We start from the raw sequence: 15,732 nt of genomic DNA, 5'->3' as shown, positions 1-15,732 counted from the left end.
TTCCGGGGCGCGCCGCAGGCGCGAACCCGGAACCCACGACTGGGTTGGGCATGGCGTGTTCGGTTGCGAGCGGCTCGCCCAGTCGTGGGTTCCGGGTTCTTCGCTCCGCGAAGCCCCGGAATGACAACGGTGGTGCCGACCTGGAAAGCTCTGCAACAATCCGGGCAACCTAAGGCCGCTTCAGGATCGCCATCACCGCGTCGATCGCATCAGTGCGCGCCTTCGGATCGCTGCCGATCGTGACCATGCCGTCGGGCCGCTGCGAATAGGCAGCCTTGCGTTCGCGCAGGGGCAGGCTCGGATGGTCGAAATCATGGTGGGCGCCGGGGAAGCCGACGAAACGGGCTCCACCGTTACGCGCAAGCTCCTCGCAAGGCGCAGCCGGCGTCCAGTCGTCGGCCAGGCCCTGGAAGATCGCGGTATCCGTCTGTGCCTGCCAGCCGCGCTTCAGGATGACGCGGCAGCCGGGATAGAAGGCGATGACATGGCGCAGGCGCTTCGCCTCGGATGCGCCGGCGACGCGCAGCGCCGTCGAGCCGCCATTCGACCAGCCGATCAGGGCGATGCGCTGCTTCATGGCGAAGCCTTGTTTTTCCAGCCAGTCGATGGCGGCGAAGGCATCGTGGGCGCGCCCGGCCGGCGTTAGCGAGCGCTCCCGGTCATTGCACAGCGCCTTGATGCCGCGAGGCCCGAAGCTGTCGACGAGGAGCACGGCAAAACCCGCACTGGTCAGGCGCTGCGACCAGTCGCTCTCGCGGGCGTTGATCTCGCCTGAGCCTCTGTAGAGCCCGGCGCAGCCATGCAGGCCGATCACGACCGGGAAGGGGCCCGTGCCGGCGGGGCGCGCCAGCCAACCCACGAGATCAAGCGAATCGCGTGAGGGAAAGCTCACCTTCTCAAAGGCGTTTGCGGCAGCCGTAGCTGCCACGAAGGGGAGGAGAGCAACGGCGAGCAGGCGGGCGAGGCGACCGATCATCCCAAAACTCCGTAGCTTGCAGGCACGCGATCAGGCTTGCGAAATAGTTCTCGGAACCACGCCGTCATCCCGGGCTTGACCCGGGATCCATCGAAGGGCTCAGGAGCCCTACGAAGGATCCCGGATCTCCGTTTCGCTGCGTCCGGGATGACGTTGTGCTCCGTTCGCGTCAACGGGCCCCGGTGAGGCACTGGCTTCCAGGGCAAATAAAAACGCCGCGTCCTTGCGGGCGCGGCGTCATCATATCGAGCAATCGGCTCCAGCTCAGTTGAGCTTGGCCTTGACCTCGGTCAGCCCGGCCGCGAAGGCGGCGTCGCCGGCCTTGCCGGCCATCTGGCCGCGCAGGATGGTCTCGGCGGCCTTGGTGGCAGCGTCCGCAGCCGCGGCGCGAACCTCGGCCTCGGCCTGGCTCTCGGCCTGGGCGATCTTCTCCTCGGCCGCCTTGGTGCGGCGGGCGACGAAGTCGGCCAGCTTGGCCTCGGCTTCCGCCGCGAGGCGCTTGGCCTCGTCATTGGCGGAGGAGACGATCTCGGCGGCTTCGGCCTCGGCGGCCTTGCGCTTGGCATCGTACTCCGCGAGCAGCTTCTCAGCCTCCTGACGCAGGCGACGGGCTTCCGCCAGCTCCTGCGCGACCTTCTCGCCGCGAGCGTCGAGTGCCTTCACGATCGCGCCCGGCACGCCGAACTTGACCAGAATGGCAAGGAAGATGACGAGCGCGACGCCGACCCAGAAAGTATCCATCTGAACTCTCCTCAGCCGCGCGTCAGGGCCTGGTCGACAGCCGCCGACGCCTCGCTGGCGCTGGGAGCCTGACCGGTCAGCTTGGTGACGATGGCGGCGGCGATATCGCTGCCGAGATCGCGAACGTTGCCCATCGCCTTGGTCTTGGTCTTGGCGATGGTCGCCTCGGCCTGCGCCATCTTGGCGGCAAGCTCAGCCTCGGTGGCGTGACGCTGGGCGTCGCTCGCCTTGGCACCAGCCTCGCGCGCCGTCTGGGCGATGCCCTGGGCGTTCTTGCGGGCCTCGCCGAGGGCCTTCTCATAGGCCTGCGCCATGTCCTCGGCCTTGCCCTGCATCTGCGTGGCCTGATCGAGGTCGCGACCGATCGTCTCGGCGCGCTCTTCCAGGATGGAGCCCAGGCGCGGCAGCGCGACCTTGGACATCAGCCAGTACAGGGCACCGAAGGTGACCGCGAGCCAGAACAGGTTGCTGGCGAAGTGCGTGGGGTCGAAGGGCGGGAAGGAGGCCTTCTCGCCGCTCAGGCCCGGAGTGGCAGCCTGCGCCGCACCCGCCAGCAGAGCAGCGAACGAGGCGACAGCCATCGGCCATCCTTTTCGCGCGAACCCTGAAGATCGAACCGGCATAGCGTGCCTTTCAGCGCTGAAAGATAGGAAACCGTCGCGCGTTTGGCCGGATGGCTCCGACGCGCGACGAGAAAGCGATCGACGAAAGCGTCAGACCACGAAGAGCAGAACGAGCGCGACGACGAACGCGAAGATGCCCAGACCTTCGGCGAGCGCCGCGCCGATGAAGGCGCGCGGGAACTGGCCGTCAGCCGCCGACGGGTTGCGGAGCGCGCCCGAGAGGAAGTTGCCGAAGATGGTGCCGACGCCGATGGCGGCGAGGCCCATGCCGAGCGAGGCGAGGCCGGCGCCGATGAACTTGGCTGCAACAGGATCCATGGTCTTATCTCCAGTGTGGAACTTTATGACAGGGTGGGATGAACTCTCGCGAGCGCTACCCCTGGCCTCAGTGGCCGGGGTGCAGCGCGTCGTTGAGATAGACGCAGGTCAGGATCGCGAAGACATAGGCCTGCAGGAAAGCGACGAGGAACTCCATCGCAGTCAGCGCAACCGCCAGCAGCAGCGGCAGCGGCGCGATGATGGTCGCAGCGCCACCCGCGGCGATGAGCGCGACGACGAAGCCGCCGAAGACCTTGAGCGCGATATGGCCGGCCAGCATGTTGCCGAACAGACGAAGCGACAGCGAAACCGGGCGCGACAGGAAGGACACGATCTCGATCAGCACGATGAAGGGCAGCAGCCAGCCGGGCACGCCTGACGGCACGAACAGGCCGAAGAAGTGGCTGCCATGCTTCACGATGCCGTAGATCACGACGACGCTGATGATGAGCACGGCGAAGGCAGCGGTGACGATGATCTGGCTGGTGACGGTGAACGAGCCGGGGATCATGCCGAGCATGTTGCTCGCCAGCACGAACATGAACAGCGAGAACACGAACGGGAAGAACTTCATGCCTTCCTTGCCCATCACGCCGGTCAGCGTGGAGGCGACGAATTCGTAGGTCATCTCGGCGAGCGACTGCAGGCGGCCGGGAACGACCGCACGCTGGCTCGAGCCGTAGATCATGAGCGCCGAGACGACGGCGAGCACGATCACCATCCACAGCGAGGTGTTGGTGAACGACAGGTTGATGCCGAGCGGCTTCAGCTCAACGAGATTCGTGATGTGGAATTGGTGGATCGGATCGATTCCGCCGCCGGCCGCCATGGTCTCGTTCCTCGTCGCGCGGCCGGGATAGGCCGCCTTTCGATCAATTCGCCTTCGGGCCGCCCTTCGACCCGGAGGTCGGACGCGAACCGAGCCGATAGACGGATCTGAAGCCCGCGATGGCTCCGATCACCAGGAAGGCGATCAGCAGGAACGGGGACGTTCCAAGCCATCGGTCGCCGAGGTACCCGATCAGGGCGCCTGCGATGATGCCACCTGCGAGATCCGTCGCGGCGCGAAAGCCTGAGGACATCGCACCCGCAAGGGCCTTGTCCTCTCCAACCGGGCTCGCGCCCGGCTTTTCGCTCTCTTCCGCCCGCTTGATCGCGGATTTCAGGGAGCCCAGTCTTGCGCGCAACTCCGAGTCTGAGGCGTTTGGGTCGGGTTCGGACATGGCCTTGGTTCTCCGTCTTGATCGCGTTTACGCCGCGATCCCGCGAAAAACCACTATAACCACGACCAAACCCGCGCATCGAGCCGTCGTCAGCACGGCCTCCTTTATTGGCAGCCCCCCGCGCTGTCAAGGCAGGCAGATAATGTCTAACGCATTGGAATATCTATAAATTCTGGCTAAGTGCGACAATCTCGCCGCATTGCGGGAGCGAATGTGGCATTTTTTCAGCGGGGCGCGGCCGTTCCCGGCCAGGTTTTTGGGGATGATCGGGCGGCAGGCGGCCGCTTATCCCGCGTCGCGAATGCGCTCGGCCGTCGCCAGGTCGACCGAGACCATCTGACTGACCCCACGCTCGGCCATGGTCACGCCGAAGAGCCGCTCCATCCGCGCCATGGTGATCGGGTTGTGCGTGATCAGGATGAAGCGGGTCTCGGTGTTGCGGGCCATGTCGACGAGCAGGTCGCAGTAGCGTTCGACATTGGCGTCGTCGAGCGGCGCGTCGACCTCGTCGAGCACGCAGATCGGCGAGGGATTGGTCAGGAACACCGCGAAGATCAGTGCGGTTGCGGTCAGCGCCTGCTCGCCGCCGGAAAGCAGCGTCATCACCTGCGGCTTCTTGCCGGGCGGGCGGGCGATGATCTCCAGCCCGGCATCGAGCGGGTCTTCCGAATCCACCAGCTTGAGCTCGGCCTCGCCGCCGCCGAACAGCACGCCGAACAGCCGCTGGAAATGGCCGTTGACGACGTCGAAGGCGGCGATCAGGCGCTCGCGGCCCTCGCGGTTGAGCGCGCCGATCGCCTGCCGCAGGCGGCGGATCGCCTCGGTGAGGTCGTCGCGCTCGCCCGAAAGCCCTTCGCGCTTGGCCTTCACCTCGGTCAGTTCGTCCTCGGCGCGCAGATTGACGGCGCCGAGCCGCTCGCGCTCGCCCTTGAGATTGGCAAGCCGCCGCTCGATCGCCTCCGGCTCGGGCAGCGCATCGCCCGGCTTGATTCCTGCGATCGTCTGCAAGCCGTCCAGCCCGGTCTCGAGCCCATCCTCGATCTGCCGGATGATGTCACCGAGGCGCTGGCGGGCGGCTTCCAGTCGCGCTTCGGCCGAGGCGCGGCGTTCGCGGGCGCCGGACAGGCCCTCAAGCGCGATGCGCGCCTGCCGGTCGGCCTCCGCCAGTGTGGTTTCGCCGGCAGCCAACCTGTCGGCGGCTTCCCGGCGGGCGCCTTCCGCCTGCTCGATCTCGGCGACGAGGCGCCGCCGCTCGGTCAGGAAGGTATCGGGGGCTTCGAGAAGCGTCTTCTGCTCGGCGCTGGCAGCCTCGATTCGGCGCTGCGTCTCCTCGGCGCTCTGGAGGCTGGCAGTCGTGCGCAGTTGCCAGGCCTTGATATCGGCGGCGATGGCCTCGCGGCGGCGCGCACGCAGATCCGCCTCCCGCGCCAGGGTCTGGACCCGGGCCCGCGCATCGGAGGCGGCGGTGCGCGCCTCGCCGAGCAGCACGCGGGCCTTGAGCAGGGTGTTCTCTAGCTCGGCGGAGGCGGGCAGGGCCGAAAGCCCGGTCTCCTGAGTCGCGGCCTGTTGCGATGTCTCGGACACGGTCTGGCCGAGGCGTTTGATCGCTTCCGCCAGCGTCGAGCGTTTTACCAGCGTCTCGGCTGCCTTGCGCTCGGCAACGGTCAGCTGCTCGCGGGCCTGATCGACGCCGCGTCGTGCCTGCTTCGCAGCCTCGATCGCGGCACTTTCGGCCTGCGCGGCCTGTCTTGCCGCCGCGCTCTCGGCCTCCAGAGACCGGCGCGCGGCCTCAGCAGCCTCTCGCGCCGCTTTCGCCTCGCGTTCGAGATCGGCAAGGCGATTCTTCTCGGAGAGGCGCCGCGCTGCGGGCGAGGGGGCGTCGGCGGCACTGGTGAAGCCGTCCCAGCGCCAGAGATCGCCCGCTTGCGACACCAGGATCTGGCCCTGTTTCAGGGAGCGCCGCAGAACCTCTCCGTCCGCGGGCATGACGACGCCGATCTGTGCCAGCCGCCGTCGCAGGGCCGCCGGTGCCCGTACATGGGCGAGCAGCGGTTCGGAGCCCACGGGCAAGGCAGCATCATCCTGGCCTTCGCCGGTATCGTCCCAGTGGGCCGGGGCGGTTGCTTCGGTCGAAGCGTCGAGATCGTCGCCCAGCGCAGCGCCGAGCGCGATCTCGTAACCCTTGGCGACGCTGACGGCTTCGAGCACCGCCGGCCAGCGGTCGCCTGCGGCCGGAGCAAGCAGCTTGCGCAACGTGCCGATCTCGGTGTCGAGGCGCTGCGCCCGGCGGTCGGCCTCGGCGAGAGGGGCGCGCTGCCCGGCCTCGCGCTCGCGCGCCGAGGCGACGGCATTGCGCGCCGTAACGACATCCGCGTCGGCGGATTTCAGCGCCTTCTCGGCCGCAGCCAGAGCTTCGCGCAGTTTGTCGAGCAGCGTCTTCGCATCGGAGGCATCGAGAACCTCCAGCTCGCGGCGCAGCTTGTCGCGCTCGGCCCCGGCGCGATCCTGCCGCTCGCGCGCTTCTCGTAGCGATCGTTCCAGCGCGCCGCGCCGCGCGGCAAGGTCTGACAGCGCGGCTTGCGCGGCGGCTTGCTCGGTTTCTGCGGCAGCGAGCGCCGCTTCCGCCGCGCGCTGCGCTGCCGTCGCCGCCTCAACGCCCGCTCCGGCGCCATCGCCTTCCCGGGTCAGCGCAGCGTCTTCTTCCGCGAGCCGTGCCAGACTCTCGGACGCATCGCGGCCGATCGTTTCCTGCCGTGACAGATCGGCCTGCAATTCGCTGAGGCGCTTGCCGAGTTCCTCGGTGCGCTGCCGGGCCCGCCTGTTCTCGGCTTCGAGTTCGTCCAGCCCGCGCTTCAATCGTACCAAGGCGGCGGCAGCCGTCGCCTCGCCCTCGCGCAGCGCCGGCAGTTCATGGGCGGCGACGGCCTGCCTTTTGGCGGCCTCGGCCTGGAGGCTGGTCTGGTCGGCGACGCCGCGCGCGGCCTCTTCCAGCACGTGCGCGGCCTGCGCTTCCTGGGCGCGGGCATCGTGCAGGGCGATGACGGCGAGCGTCGCCTCGGCCCGGCGGATATCGGCGGCAAGGCTGCGATAGCGCCCGGCTTGCCGCGCCTGCCGCTGCAGGGCGTCGATCTGCCCGTCGATCTCGCCGAGCACGTCTTCCAGCCGGGTCAGGTTGTCCTCGGCCCCGCGCAGGCGCAGTTCGGCCTCGTGGCGGCGGCTGTGCAGGCCGGCGATGCCGGCAGCGTCCTCGAGGATCCGGCGGCGCGATTGCGGCTTGGCCGAGATGATCTCGCTGATCTGCCCCTGCCGGACGAGGGCCGGCGAGCGTGCGCCGGTCGCCGCGTCGGCGAAGAGGAGCTGCACGTCCTTGGCCCGCACCTCCTTGCCGTTGATGCGATAGGTCGAGCCTTCCTCGCGCTCGATCCGGCGCGTGACCTCCAGCACATCGGCTTCGTTGAAGGCGGCCGGCGCCTTGCGGTCGCTGTTGTCGAGGGTGAGCGAGACCTCGGCCATGTTGCGGGCCGGGCGCTCGTTCGAGCCGCCGAAGATGACGTCGTCCATCCCCGAGCCGCGCATGTTCTTGAACGAGCTTTCGCCCATCACCCAGCGCAGGGCTTCGACGAGATTGGACTTGCCGCAGCCATTGGGACCGACGACGCCGGTCAGCCCCGGCTCGATCGGGAACTCCGTCGGCTCGACGAAAGTCTTGAAACCGGCGAGCTTGAGGCGCGTCAGATGCATGAAGCCACCGCGCAGGCCCGAAATGCCTCAGCCCTCATCCTGAGGAGCAGCCGGTTCGGCTGCGTCTCGAAGGATGCTCCAGAGCGCACTGGAACCATCCTTCGAGACGCCGCTCTGCGGCTCCTCAGGATGAGGGCTGAGACAAATGCCGCGCTTGGAGAGCGCGAGCGGAAAACCGCCGCCTCAATTGCCGAGGAGCGGCTCCAGGATCTTGTCGAATTCGGCGATCGTGAGCGCACCTGACCGCTTCTGCCCGTTGATGAAAAAGGTCGGCGTCGAATCCACGCCAGCCTTGGCCCCGCCATCCTTCACTACCGTGACGGCGTCATAGATATCCTGGCGCTTCAAGCAGGCTTCGAAGGATTCCTGTGTGAAACCGGCCTGCTTCACCAGCGACGAGAGGGCATCGACCGGCTTGTCGGTGAAAGCCCAGTTGCGCTGCTGCGCGAACAGCAGATCGGTCATCGGGACATATTTGTCGTTGCCGTTGCAGCGGGCGAGCATGAAGCCGGCCGTCGCCAGCGGGTCGAGCGGGAACTCGCGCAGGGTGAAGCGCACCTTGCCGGTGTCGATGTACTTCTTCTTGAGCTCCGGCCAGGTCGCGGCGTGGAAGGTCGCGCAATGCGAGCAGGTCAGCGAGGCATATTCGACGATGGTGACCTTGGCATCGGCCGGGCCGAGCCAGACGTCGCCCAGCGGGCCGGCATCGGGCAGCTTGGTCTGGGCCCGCGCGGCGGTGCCGCCGGCGAGCGCGGCAGCGGCGATGCCGGCTGCGCCGGTCAGGAGCTGTCGCCTGTTCGTCATCGTGAGATATCCTCGGAAAGGTCGAAAACGGTTGGAGCTATAGAGGTGATCGCGATTGTGGCAAGAGCGCATCGTGCCGCGTACCGCTCCGCTCACGAAGCCGTGTCGTCGCCTTGCGTTTTCGTGCGCAGCGCCACTGCCCGTCCGAGCCGGGCCAAGGCCTCGCGCAATCCTTCGTCCGCGACGCCTGCGACCTGAGCCTCGACGCGCGCCACGGTTTCTCCATCCAGCTTCGGTACCGGCTTCGCCACGACCGGCGCTGCGACCGGCCCCTGCTTGAGCACGAGCTTGCCGACGGCCCGCCAGCCCAGATGCGTATTGACGCGCTCGACCAGCAGCGGTCCGAGATGCTGCATCTCCAGCGCGAAGGCGCTCTCGACCCGCACCACCATCGTCGCCGGCTCGGAGGCCTCGCCCGGCGCCGGCCGCCGTCGCGGCCAGTCGATCTTGAGCGGTCGCGAACGCGCCGCCAGCCGCTCGCCGACGATCTCCGGCCAGAGCGAGACGATGGCGCGCCCCGCGAAACCCTGTGCGGCGAGCGCGGGCGCGATGCAGTCGTCGATCAGCTCTGCGAGTGGTTTGGCGGACATGGCTGCATTGTGGGCGCGGCGCTTGTGGGCTGCAAGCGGTTGCCTAGGAATGGGCTGCGCAATCGCCACCGGTCGGTGGCGCAGCGCGGTGAGGCGAATTCTGTCTTGAAGACGTTCCACCATACCGAAATGGCCGTCGAACGCGAACGATCCATCAGGATCGCGCCGCCGCGATAGGCCACCCGTAGCAAGACAGAAAGAAGATGATGTCGCTTTTTGCACGTGCCGGCCTGCTAGTGGCCCTTGCATTGACCATGCCGACCGCCGTTGCCGCTCAGGGCACGCGGGCTTTCGACGCCCCCGACGGCTCCTATACGTTCAGCTATCCCCAGAGTTTCACGCTGGATCACGAATTCGCCGATGGAACCGGCGATGTGACGGGTGTGACCGCATCCTCGTCTACGAATGGCGATGTCATCGTGACCTTCCTCGGCCCGCGTGACGCGGGCGATATCAAGGAGGCGAGCGAGGCAACGCGGCCGCAGATCACTGACGAATTCACCAAGGCGATCGCGCGTCTGCCCTCGATCACGCTCAGATCCTCGACCATGACCACGATGCTCGGTGGGCCCGCCGTCGACATGGTCTTCCAGAACGTTCGCATGCCCTTCAGCAAGGAGCGTCCGCAGATCAAGCGCTATGTCTTCACGATCGTGAACGGCAAGGCCTATAATTTCGAATGCATCTACCGGGCGGACAAGGCCGAGCAATTCGCGCCGGCCTGCGATCTCGCCGTCTCGACGGTCCGTTTGCAAGATGCTGCCGCGAAGGCGAAGCCTGCGGGCGCCAAGGATGATGTCGGGACCGCTCCTCCCACCGCCGGGGCCTGCACCAAGGAGGAACTCAACAGGCGTTCCATGCAGGTGATGGAGATCACCTCCAACATGATGATGAAGGATCAGTCGCCGGCGACGATCGAGCGCCTCAGGAAGGCTCATGAGGCGATAAGGGCGGTCGACGAGCGTGCCGGGCAGGCGCCTTCCGCGCGGGATTGCGGGGATATCGACGCGATTATCGCAACGCTGAAGTAGCAGCTCGCGAGGTGGGCGCCCAACCCTTCCACAGCATCGACCTCTCGCGTCAAACCCGCTGCATGGACATTCCTGTTCCCCTGCCTCGCGCCGCCGACCTTCTCGCCTGGTACGACCGACATCGCCGGGCGCTGCCCTGGCGCGCGAATGCGGCCGGCGGCCCGGTCCCTATCGGGTCTGGGCCGCCGGCTCGCAAGAGCTTCCCCGCGGGGGCGAGCCGCATCTCAGAAGCGCGTGGTTAGATTGACCAGCCAGGCCGGCGAGCGACTGACGAGTTCGGCTTCGATCGCCTTGTCGTAGCCGCTGACGATCAAGAGGCCGACGACGATCAGCACGATCCCCAACAGAATCTTCACCGTCTTACCGCCCTGGAGCATCTGCTGCCGCCAGCGCAACATTGCCTGGCGCGACATCAGGCCAAGCGCCATCAGGGGAATAGCCGCGCCGAAGCCGAACGCCGTCATGATCCCGGCGACCTGGCCAAGGCTTTCGCCTTGCGCGGCCAGCACGGACGCGGCTCCCAGCGTCGGGCCGACGCAAGGCGCCCATACGGCTCCAAGGAGCAGCCCGACACCGAACTGCCCGGAGATCCCCTGCGTGGAGAAGCCGGACAGATTACGCTCGGCCCAGTCGCTGACCGGGCCGCCGGCTGCGGCGAGGCGGACCTGAAGTGGCGGAATGGCGAGAACGCCGCCGACCGCGATCATCAGGATGGCTGCAGCGGTCCGGAAGACATCGGCATCGAGACCGAGGCCATAGCCGATCGTCGCGACAAACAGACCGACGGCGACGAAGGACAGAGCTACGCCCGCAGCAAGCGCCAGGGGCCCGAAGCGATGCTCGGTCGCCGCGCTGCCCAGCACGATCGGCAGGAGCGGCAACACGCATGGGGACAGGATCGAAAGAAGACCGGCCAGGAAGGCAAGGCCCAGGCTGCCGAGAACCATTGGACGTCTCTAGAGCGCTTTGACGAGCAGGGTTTCGATCGTCTTTCCGTTCGTGTCGCCGACCGAACGTCCGGCTTCGCGGGAGCCCTTGAAGACGATCAGCGTGCTTTGCATGCGCGCCCCGAACTGTTTGACAACATCCTTCTGGCCGTCGAAATCGACGCGAAACACGACGAGATCCTTGAGCCGCGGATTCTTGCGCAGATCGGAGATGATCGGGGCCTGTGCGCGGCAGGTCGGGCACCAATCGGCATGAATCTCGACGAGGATCGGCTTTCCGGCCTTCTGCGCCTCGCCGAAGGCTCCGGGCGTGTAGGGAATGTTCTCGGCGGCGTGGCTGGGAACAGATGAGACGAGGCCGGCGAAAGCCGCGACGGCGAGGAGATGACGGCGCGAGAGCATGAGCGGTTCCTGTCCTTGTGCTCGTGGGGTACTGCTGTGATTTCGCGACGAAGTGCTCCGAGGTTACGCTGGCGCGAAGCTGTTCACGGCGACGTGAACACAGCGCGTCTCGCCTTGGCCGTCGTGCTTCGTTGAAAGGCGAGGGCGTTGCCGATCCGCGGTGGTCGCGGTTCGCGATGAACAGGTGTGGATCCCGTCCTTGAAGGCTGTAGTTTGAACCTGATGAGCCTGGAAGCCGCCCCTCCCGCCCGCGCCGCCGCCCTTCTCGCCTGGTACGACCGCCATCGCCGGGCGCTGCCATGGCGCGCGAATGCGGGCGAGCGGCCCGATCCCTACCGGGTCTGGGCCTCCGAGATCATGCTGCAGCAGACCACGGTCACGGCGGTGAAGCCCTATTACGAGCGCTTCATGGCCCGCTTCCCGACTGTGAAGGCGCTCGCAGAGGCGCCGTCCGAGGAGGTCATGCAGGCCTGGGCCGGGCTCGGCTACTATTCCCGCGCCCGCAACCTCCATGCCTGCGCCAAGGCGGTGGTGGAGAACCATCGCGGCCGCTTCCCCGATACGGAGGAGGGGCTACGCGACCTGCCGGGCATCGGCGCCTATACGGCCGGCGCCGTCGCGGCGATCGCCTTCGACCGGCCGGCCGCAGCCGTCGACGGCAATGTCGAGCGCGTCATGACCCGGCTCTTCGCCATCGAGGACGAATTGCCCGGCGCCCGGCCCCTGATTCGAGAGCACGTGCTGGCGCTGCTGCCGCACGGCCGGCCGGGCGACTTCGCTCAGGCCCTGATGGATCTCGGCGCCACCATCTGCACGCCGCGCAATCCCGCCTGCAGCCTCTGCCCCTGGCGCGAGCCGTGCCGGGCGCGCATCGCCGGAACGCAGGAGGGTTTTCCCCGCAAGGCGAAGAAGAAGGCCGGCGTCACGCGCTATGGCGCGGCCTTCGTGCTGATCCGGCAGGATGGCGCGATCCTGCTGCGCACGCGGCCGGCCAAGGGCCTGCTCGGGGGCATGGCCGAGGTGCCGACCAGCGAATGGCGCGCCGATTACGAACTCGACGGTGCCGCGCAGGACGCGCCCTTGCCCTTGAGCTGGACGCAGGCGGCAGAGCCGGTCCGCCATGTCTTCACGCATTTCCCGTTGGAACTGACCGTGTTCACCGGCAGCGTTCCGGCTCGCACGCCGGCGCCGGCCGGCATGCGCTTCACTGGGCTCGCCGATCTCGCCAGCGAGCCGTTGCCGAGCCTGATGCTGAAGGTGGTCGAGCGCGCCGGGCTCTACAGCTCGAAGACGCGATAGGTCATCGTCGGCAATTCGACGGACCATTTGAAATAGCCCTTCGAATAGATCTTGCCGCGGTTCGGCGGCCAGGGATCGTGGATGCGCAGCGTCGTGCCGGTGCCGTCCGGATTGCCGTCGCCGCGCATGCCGACGATGACGATCATATGGCCGGGGCTGCCGCGTCCGGCCGTGTACTCGTCGACGCGCCAGAGCATGTCGAACATCAGCGGCCCGCGCGAAACGGCCTGCCTGAGCTGCTCGACCGACCAGGATTGCGGCGCGTTGCAGCGCAGCCCGTGAATGCGGCCATAGCGCTGGCCGGTGACGATCGCCTGGTCGCTTTCGGAGGAGTTCAAGAGCCCGCCATCGGAGGCGATCATATCCGGCGGCGTCTTGGCGATGATGATCGGCACGGTCGATTTCTTCATCATCGCCGTCGAAGTCGCCCAACAGGTCGTGTTGGTCGGCTGCGCGATGAAGGGGACGTTGTGCAGGATCGGCGCGAAGGCCTCGGTATCGTAGAGGCAGGCCTGGGTCGCAGGCCCCGCCTGGCCATCCTCGACCAGCCAGTTCTTGCGCTGGAAGGCGACGACCGCGTTATGTGTGAAGGTGCCGAACTGGCCGTCGGGCACGAGCTTGGGCACCGGCTTGAGCTTGGCGTTCAGCGCTTCCTGGAGCGCCTTGACCTCGGGTCCACGGGAGCCGTTCTTGAGGATCGTCGCCATGTCGCCGCCCCACTATGTCATGCGGGCGAACATGCGCTCGCGGGCGGCGGGCGTGCATCCTCTGAACGAATGACGGGAGGGCCGGGCGCTGGCGCCCGCCGGTTCAGGCAGCCGCCATCTGCGCCCTGATCTCGCCGCGCAGGGCATCGAGGACGGTCAATCCGCCATCGCGCTCGACATGCCAGAAGGTCCAGCCGTTGCAGGCCGGCAGGCCCTGGGCCAGCGCGCCGACCTTGTGGATCGAGCCGACCGCCGGGCCGAGCAGCAGCGTGCCGTCGGCCCGCACCGTGGCCTTGTAGCGGCGCTTCTCGTCGTGGACGGTCTCGCCCGCCTTCACCAGCCCGGCTTCGACCAGGCTGAGGAACGGCACGCGCGGCTCGCTCCGCTTGGAGGGGGCGGTCGAAAACGCTTCCGGCGCCAGCGGCGTCACCGCGGCGATGCGCTCGCGCGCCGCCTTGGCATAGACCGGATCGCGCTCGAGCCCGATGAAATGGCGGCCGAGTGCCTTGGCGACGGCGCCGGTCGTGCCCGTGCCGAAGAACGGGTCGAGGATGACGTCGCCGGGATTCGAGGCCGAGAGCAGCACGCGGGCGAGCAGCGCCTCCGGCTTCTGCGTCGGATGGACCTTCGCGCCGTTGTCGTCCTTCAGGCGTTCGTCGCCGGTGCAGAGGGGCAGATACCAGTCCGAGCGCATCTGCAGGTCGTCATTGCCGCCCTTCAGCGCTTCATAGTGGAAGGTGTATTTCGAGCTTTCGCCACGCGCAGCCCAGATCAGCGTCTCATGCGCGTTGGTGAAGCGCCGGCCGCGGAAATTCGGCATCGGATTGGCCTTGCGCCAGACGATGTCGTTCAGCATCCAGAAGCCGAGATCCTGCAGCGTCGCGCCGACGCGGAAGATGTTGTGGTAGCTGCCGATGACCCACAGCGCTCCGTCCGGCTTCAGGATGCGGCGCGCGGCCGACAGCCAGTCGCGGGTGAAGCGGTCGTAGTCGGAGAAGGAGGCGAACTTGTCCCAGTCGTCGTCGACGGCATCGACGAGGCTGTCGTCGGGCCGGCGCAGATCGCCGCCAAGCTGGAGATTATAGGGAGGATCGGCGAAGATCAGGTCGACGCTTGCCGGCGGCAGCGCGTTCATCGCCGCGACGCAGTCGCCGACGAGGATCTGATCGAGCGGCAGCTCCCGAGGGATGCCGATTTGTTCGGGAAGGCTCTTGGCCTTCATCCGAGCCCCCAGTGCAGGCCGTCCGGTACGCGAAACCTGAATCCGGACGGGAGCACTGGCGGTCCCGGTACGCAGAATACCCATGACGCCAAGACCGTTACGCAACTTCAACGAGGGCGATATTGGTCAGACAGGGTAAAGGTCGGGTTTCTGCTTTGAAAAAAATGCGTGTCATTCTGGGGCTGCAATTTTTGCCTAGCCCATTGTGAATCAAGCGAAATTCGTAAACGGCGGTTAACGTCTGGGGCTGCCGTTAGGGCAGTTTGCGAGGCCCATGTCACCCGCTTTGGTTCCGCGCTCGCCGTCATGCTCGGACTTGACGCGAGCATCTCGTGCAAGAGAGGTGTTGGAGCCTCTTCCGACCGGAGATTCTCGGGTCTGCGCTTCGCTCCGCCCGAGAATGACGCGCGGTGGAACGAGGTTCAGCGGAACCAGACGCCCTTCACCGGCGCGAAGGAATAGCGGTGCTCGGGGCAGGGGCCGTGCGCGGCAATCGCCTTGCGATGCGCAGGCGTGCCGTAGCCGACATGGCTGGAGAAGTCATAGGCGGGGTAGCGCTGGGACAGCCGCGCCATCATCCGATCACGCGTCACCTTGGCGATGATGGACGCCGCCGCGATCGAGGCGATCTGCCCGTCGCCCTGGATGATCGCCTCGCAGGAGCAGGCGAATTGCGGCGGGTCGTTACCGTCGACCAGGATATGCAATGGCGTCAGCGGCAGCGCCGCTACGGCCCGGCGCATCGCGAGCAGCGTCGCCTGGCGGATGTTGATGGCGTCGATCTCGACCGCCGTGACGCTGGCGACGGCGACGGCCAGAGCCCGTTCCATGATTTCGCCGAACAGCTCTTCGCGGATCGCGGCTGGAAGCTTCTTCGAATCGTCGAGTCCATCTGGCACTCGAGCCGGGTCGAGGATCACCGCAGCGGCAACCACGGGGCCCGCAAGCGGCCCGCGCCCGACCTCGTCGATGCCGGCGAGCGGCCACAGGCCTTGGGCGATGGCGGAGGTCTCGCGGCTGAAATCGGCGGGCATGGCGGGGTTATGCAGCAGGTCAGGTCGCCGGGCCAGAGCGGTGGAGGCGTGCTCCACCGCTGAGAGCCATGAAC

General features: G+C 67.2%; 15 protein-coding genes and 1 pseudogene. 2 read left to right on the top strand and 14 right to left on the bottom strand.

The annotated features are described in order from the left end of the window. Positions 1-169 precede the first annotated feature (169 nt). From AC6RIC_RS20630 to AC6RIC_RS20590, 9 genes are all read right to left on the bottom strand, one after another. Entirely contained in the window at positions 170-976 is an 807-nt protein-coding gene (locus tag AC6RIC_RS20630) for a dienelactone hydrolase family protein (protein ID WP_499733715.1), read from the bottom strand. Positions 977-1,240: 264 nt separating this feature from the next. Further along, positions 1,241-1,717: a F0F1 ATP synthase subunit B family protein gene (locus AC6RIC_RS20625; protein ID WP_454657890.1), complete on the bottom strand. Its 477-nt coding sequence runs from the start codon at positions 1,715-1,717 to the stop codon at positions 1,241-1,243. An 11-nt stretch (positions 1,718-1,728) separates the two neighbouring features. Then, on the bottom strand, positions 1,729-2,298 hold the full coding sequence (locus tag AC6RIC_RS20620; RefSeq protein ID WP_454657889.1) for a F0F1 ATP synthase subunit B family protein: 570 nt from the start codon (positions 2,296-2,298) through the stop codon (positions 1,729-1,731). A 132-nt stretch (positions 2,299-2,430) separates the two neighbouring features. Further along, positions 2,431-2,658 carry a F0F1 ATP synthase subunit C gene (locus tag AC6RIC_RS20615; protein ID WP_038360954.1) on the bottom strand — a complete coding sequence of 76 codons (228 nt, stop codon included), beginning with the start codon at positions 2,656-2,658 and terminating at the stop codon, positions 2,431-2,433. 67 nt (positions 2,659-2,725) lie between these two features. Then, positions 2,726-3,487 carry a F0F1 ATP synthase subunit A gene (locus tag AC6RIC_RS20610; RefSeq protein ID WP_454657888.1) on the bottom strand — a complete coding sequence of 254 codons (762 nt, stop codon included), beginning with the start codon at positions 3,485-3,487 and terminating at the stop codon, positions 2,726-2,728. Positions 3,488-3,530: 43 nt separating this feature from the next. Beyond that, a complete protein-coding gene (locus AC6RIC_RS20605) occupies positions 3,531-3,881 on the bottom strand; it encodes an AtpZ/AtpI family protein (protein WP_265058296.1) in 351 nt (116 codons plus the stop codon). Between the two features lie 285 nt (positions 3,882-4,166). Continuing rightward, the gene (gene smc, locus AC6RIC_RS20600; protein ID WP_499733714.1) at positions 4,167-7,622 is read right to left on the bottom strand and encodes a chromosome segregation protein SMC; all 3,456 of its coding nucleotides are present in this window, start codon (positions 7,620-7,622) and stop codon (positions 4,167-4,169) included. A gap of 183 nt (positions 7,623-7,805) precedes the next feature. Beyond that, on the bottom strand, positions 7,806-8,426 hold the full coding sequence (locus AC6RIC_RS20595; RefSeq protein ID WP_293811876.1) for a DsbA family protein: 621 nt from the start codon (positions 8,424-8,426) through the stop codon (positions 7,806-7,808). Positions 8,427-8,518: 92 nt separating this feature from the next. Further along, positions 8,519-9,016, bottom strand: a complete 498-nt coding sequence (locus tag AC6RIC_RS20590; RefSeq protein WP_454657885.1) for a DUF721 domain-containing protein — start codon at positions 9,014-9,016, stop codon at positions 8,519-8,521. A 254-nt stretch (positions 9,017-9,270) separates the two neighbouring features. On the opposite strand from AC6RIC_RS20590, the gene AC6RIC_RS20585 reads away from it, so the two are divergent. Continuing rightward, entirely contained in the window at positions 9,271-10,047 is a 777-nt protein-coding gene (locus AC6RIC_RS20585) for a hypothetical protein (RefSeq protein WP_499733713.1), read from the top strand. Positions 10,048-10,271: 224 nt separating this feature from the next. Here AC6RIC_RS20585 and AC6RIC_RS20580 read toward each other — a convergent pair whose 3' ends face one another. Beyond that, on the bottom strand, positions 10,272-10,994 hold the full coding sequence (locus AC6RIC_RS20580) for a cytochrome c biogenesis CcdA family protein (RefSeq protein ID WP_499733712.1): 723 nt from the start codon (positions 10,992-10,994) through the stop codon (positions 10,272-10,274). Between the two features lie 9 nt (positions 10,995-11,003). Further along, positions 11,004-11,396 carry a thioredoxin family protein gene (locus tag AC6RIC_RS20575; RefSeq protein ID WP_499733711.1) on the bottom strand — a complete coding sequence of 131 codons (393 nt, stop codon included), beginning with the start codon at positions 11,394-11,396 and terminating at the stop codon, positions 11,004-11,006. Between the two features lie 222 nt (positions 11,397-11,618). Between AC6RIC_RS20575 and mutY the strand changes: the two are divergent. Beyond that, positions 11,619-12,668: pseudogene (gene mutY / locus AC6RIC_RS20570) on the top strand (A/G-specific adenine glycosylase); the annotation flags it as partial. Between the two features lie 5 nt (positions 12,669-12,673). On the opposite strand, the gene AC6RIC_RS20565 reads toward mutY, so the two are convergent. From AC6RIC_RS20565 to rnhB, 3 genes are all read right to left on the bottom strand, one after another. Next, positions 12,674-13,402 (bottom strand): peptidoglycan-binding protein, encoded by a 729-nt coding sequence (locus tag AC6RIC_RS20565; protein ID WP_454657880.1) that lies wholly within the window; start codon positions 13,400-13,402, stop codon positions 12,674-12,676. Positions 13,403-13,505: 103 nt separating this feature from the next. After that, the gene (locus tag AC6RIC_RS20560; RefSeq protein ID WP_454657879.1) at positions 13,506-14,708 is read right to left on the bottom strand and encodes a site-specific DNA-methyltransferase; all 1,203 of its coding nucleotides are present in this window, start codon (positions 14,706-14,708) and stop codon (positions 13,506-13,508) included. 338 nt (positions 14,709-15,046) lie between these two features. Beyond that, the gene (gene rnhB / locus AC6RIC_RS20555; RefSeq protein WP_454657878.1) at positions 15,047-15,658 is read right to left on the bottom strand and encodes a ribonuclease HII; all 612 of its coding nucleotides are present in this window, start codon (positions 15,656-15,658) and stop codon (positions 15,047-15,049) included. Positions 15,659-15,732: the final 74 nt, after the last annotated feature.

The sequence above is a fragment of the Allobosea sp. TBD101 genome, assembly GCF_059817965.1.
This window is presented reverse-complemented; position numbering and strand designations above follow the sequence as displayed.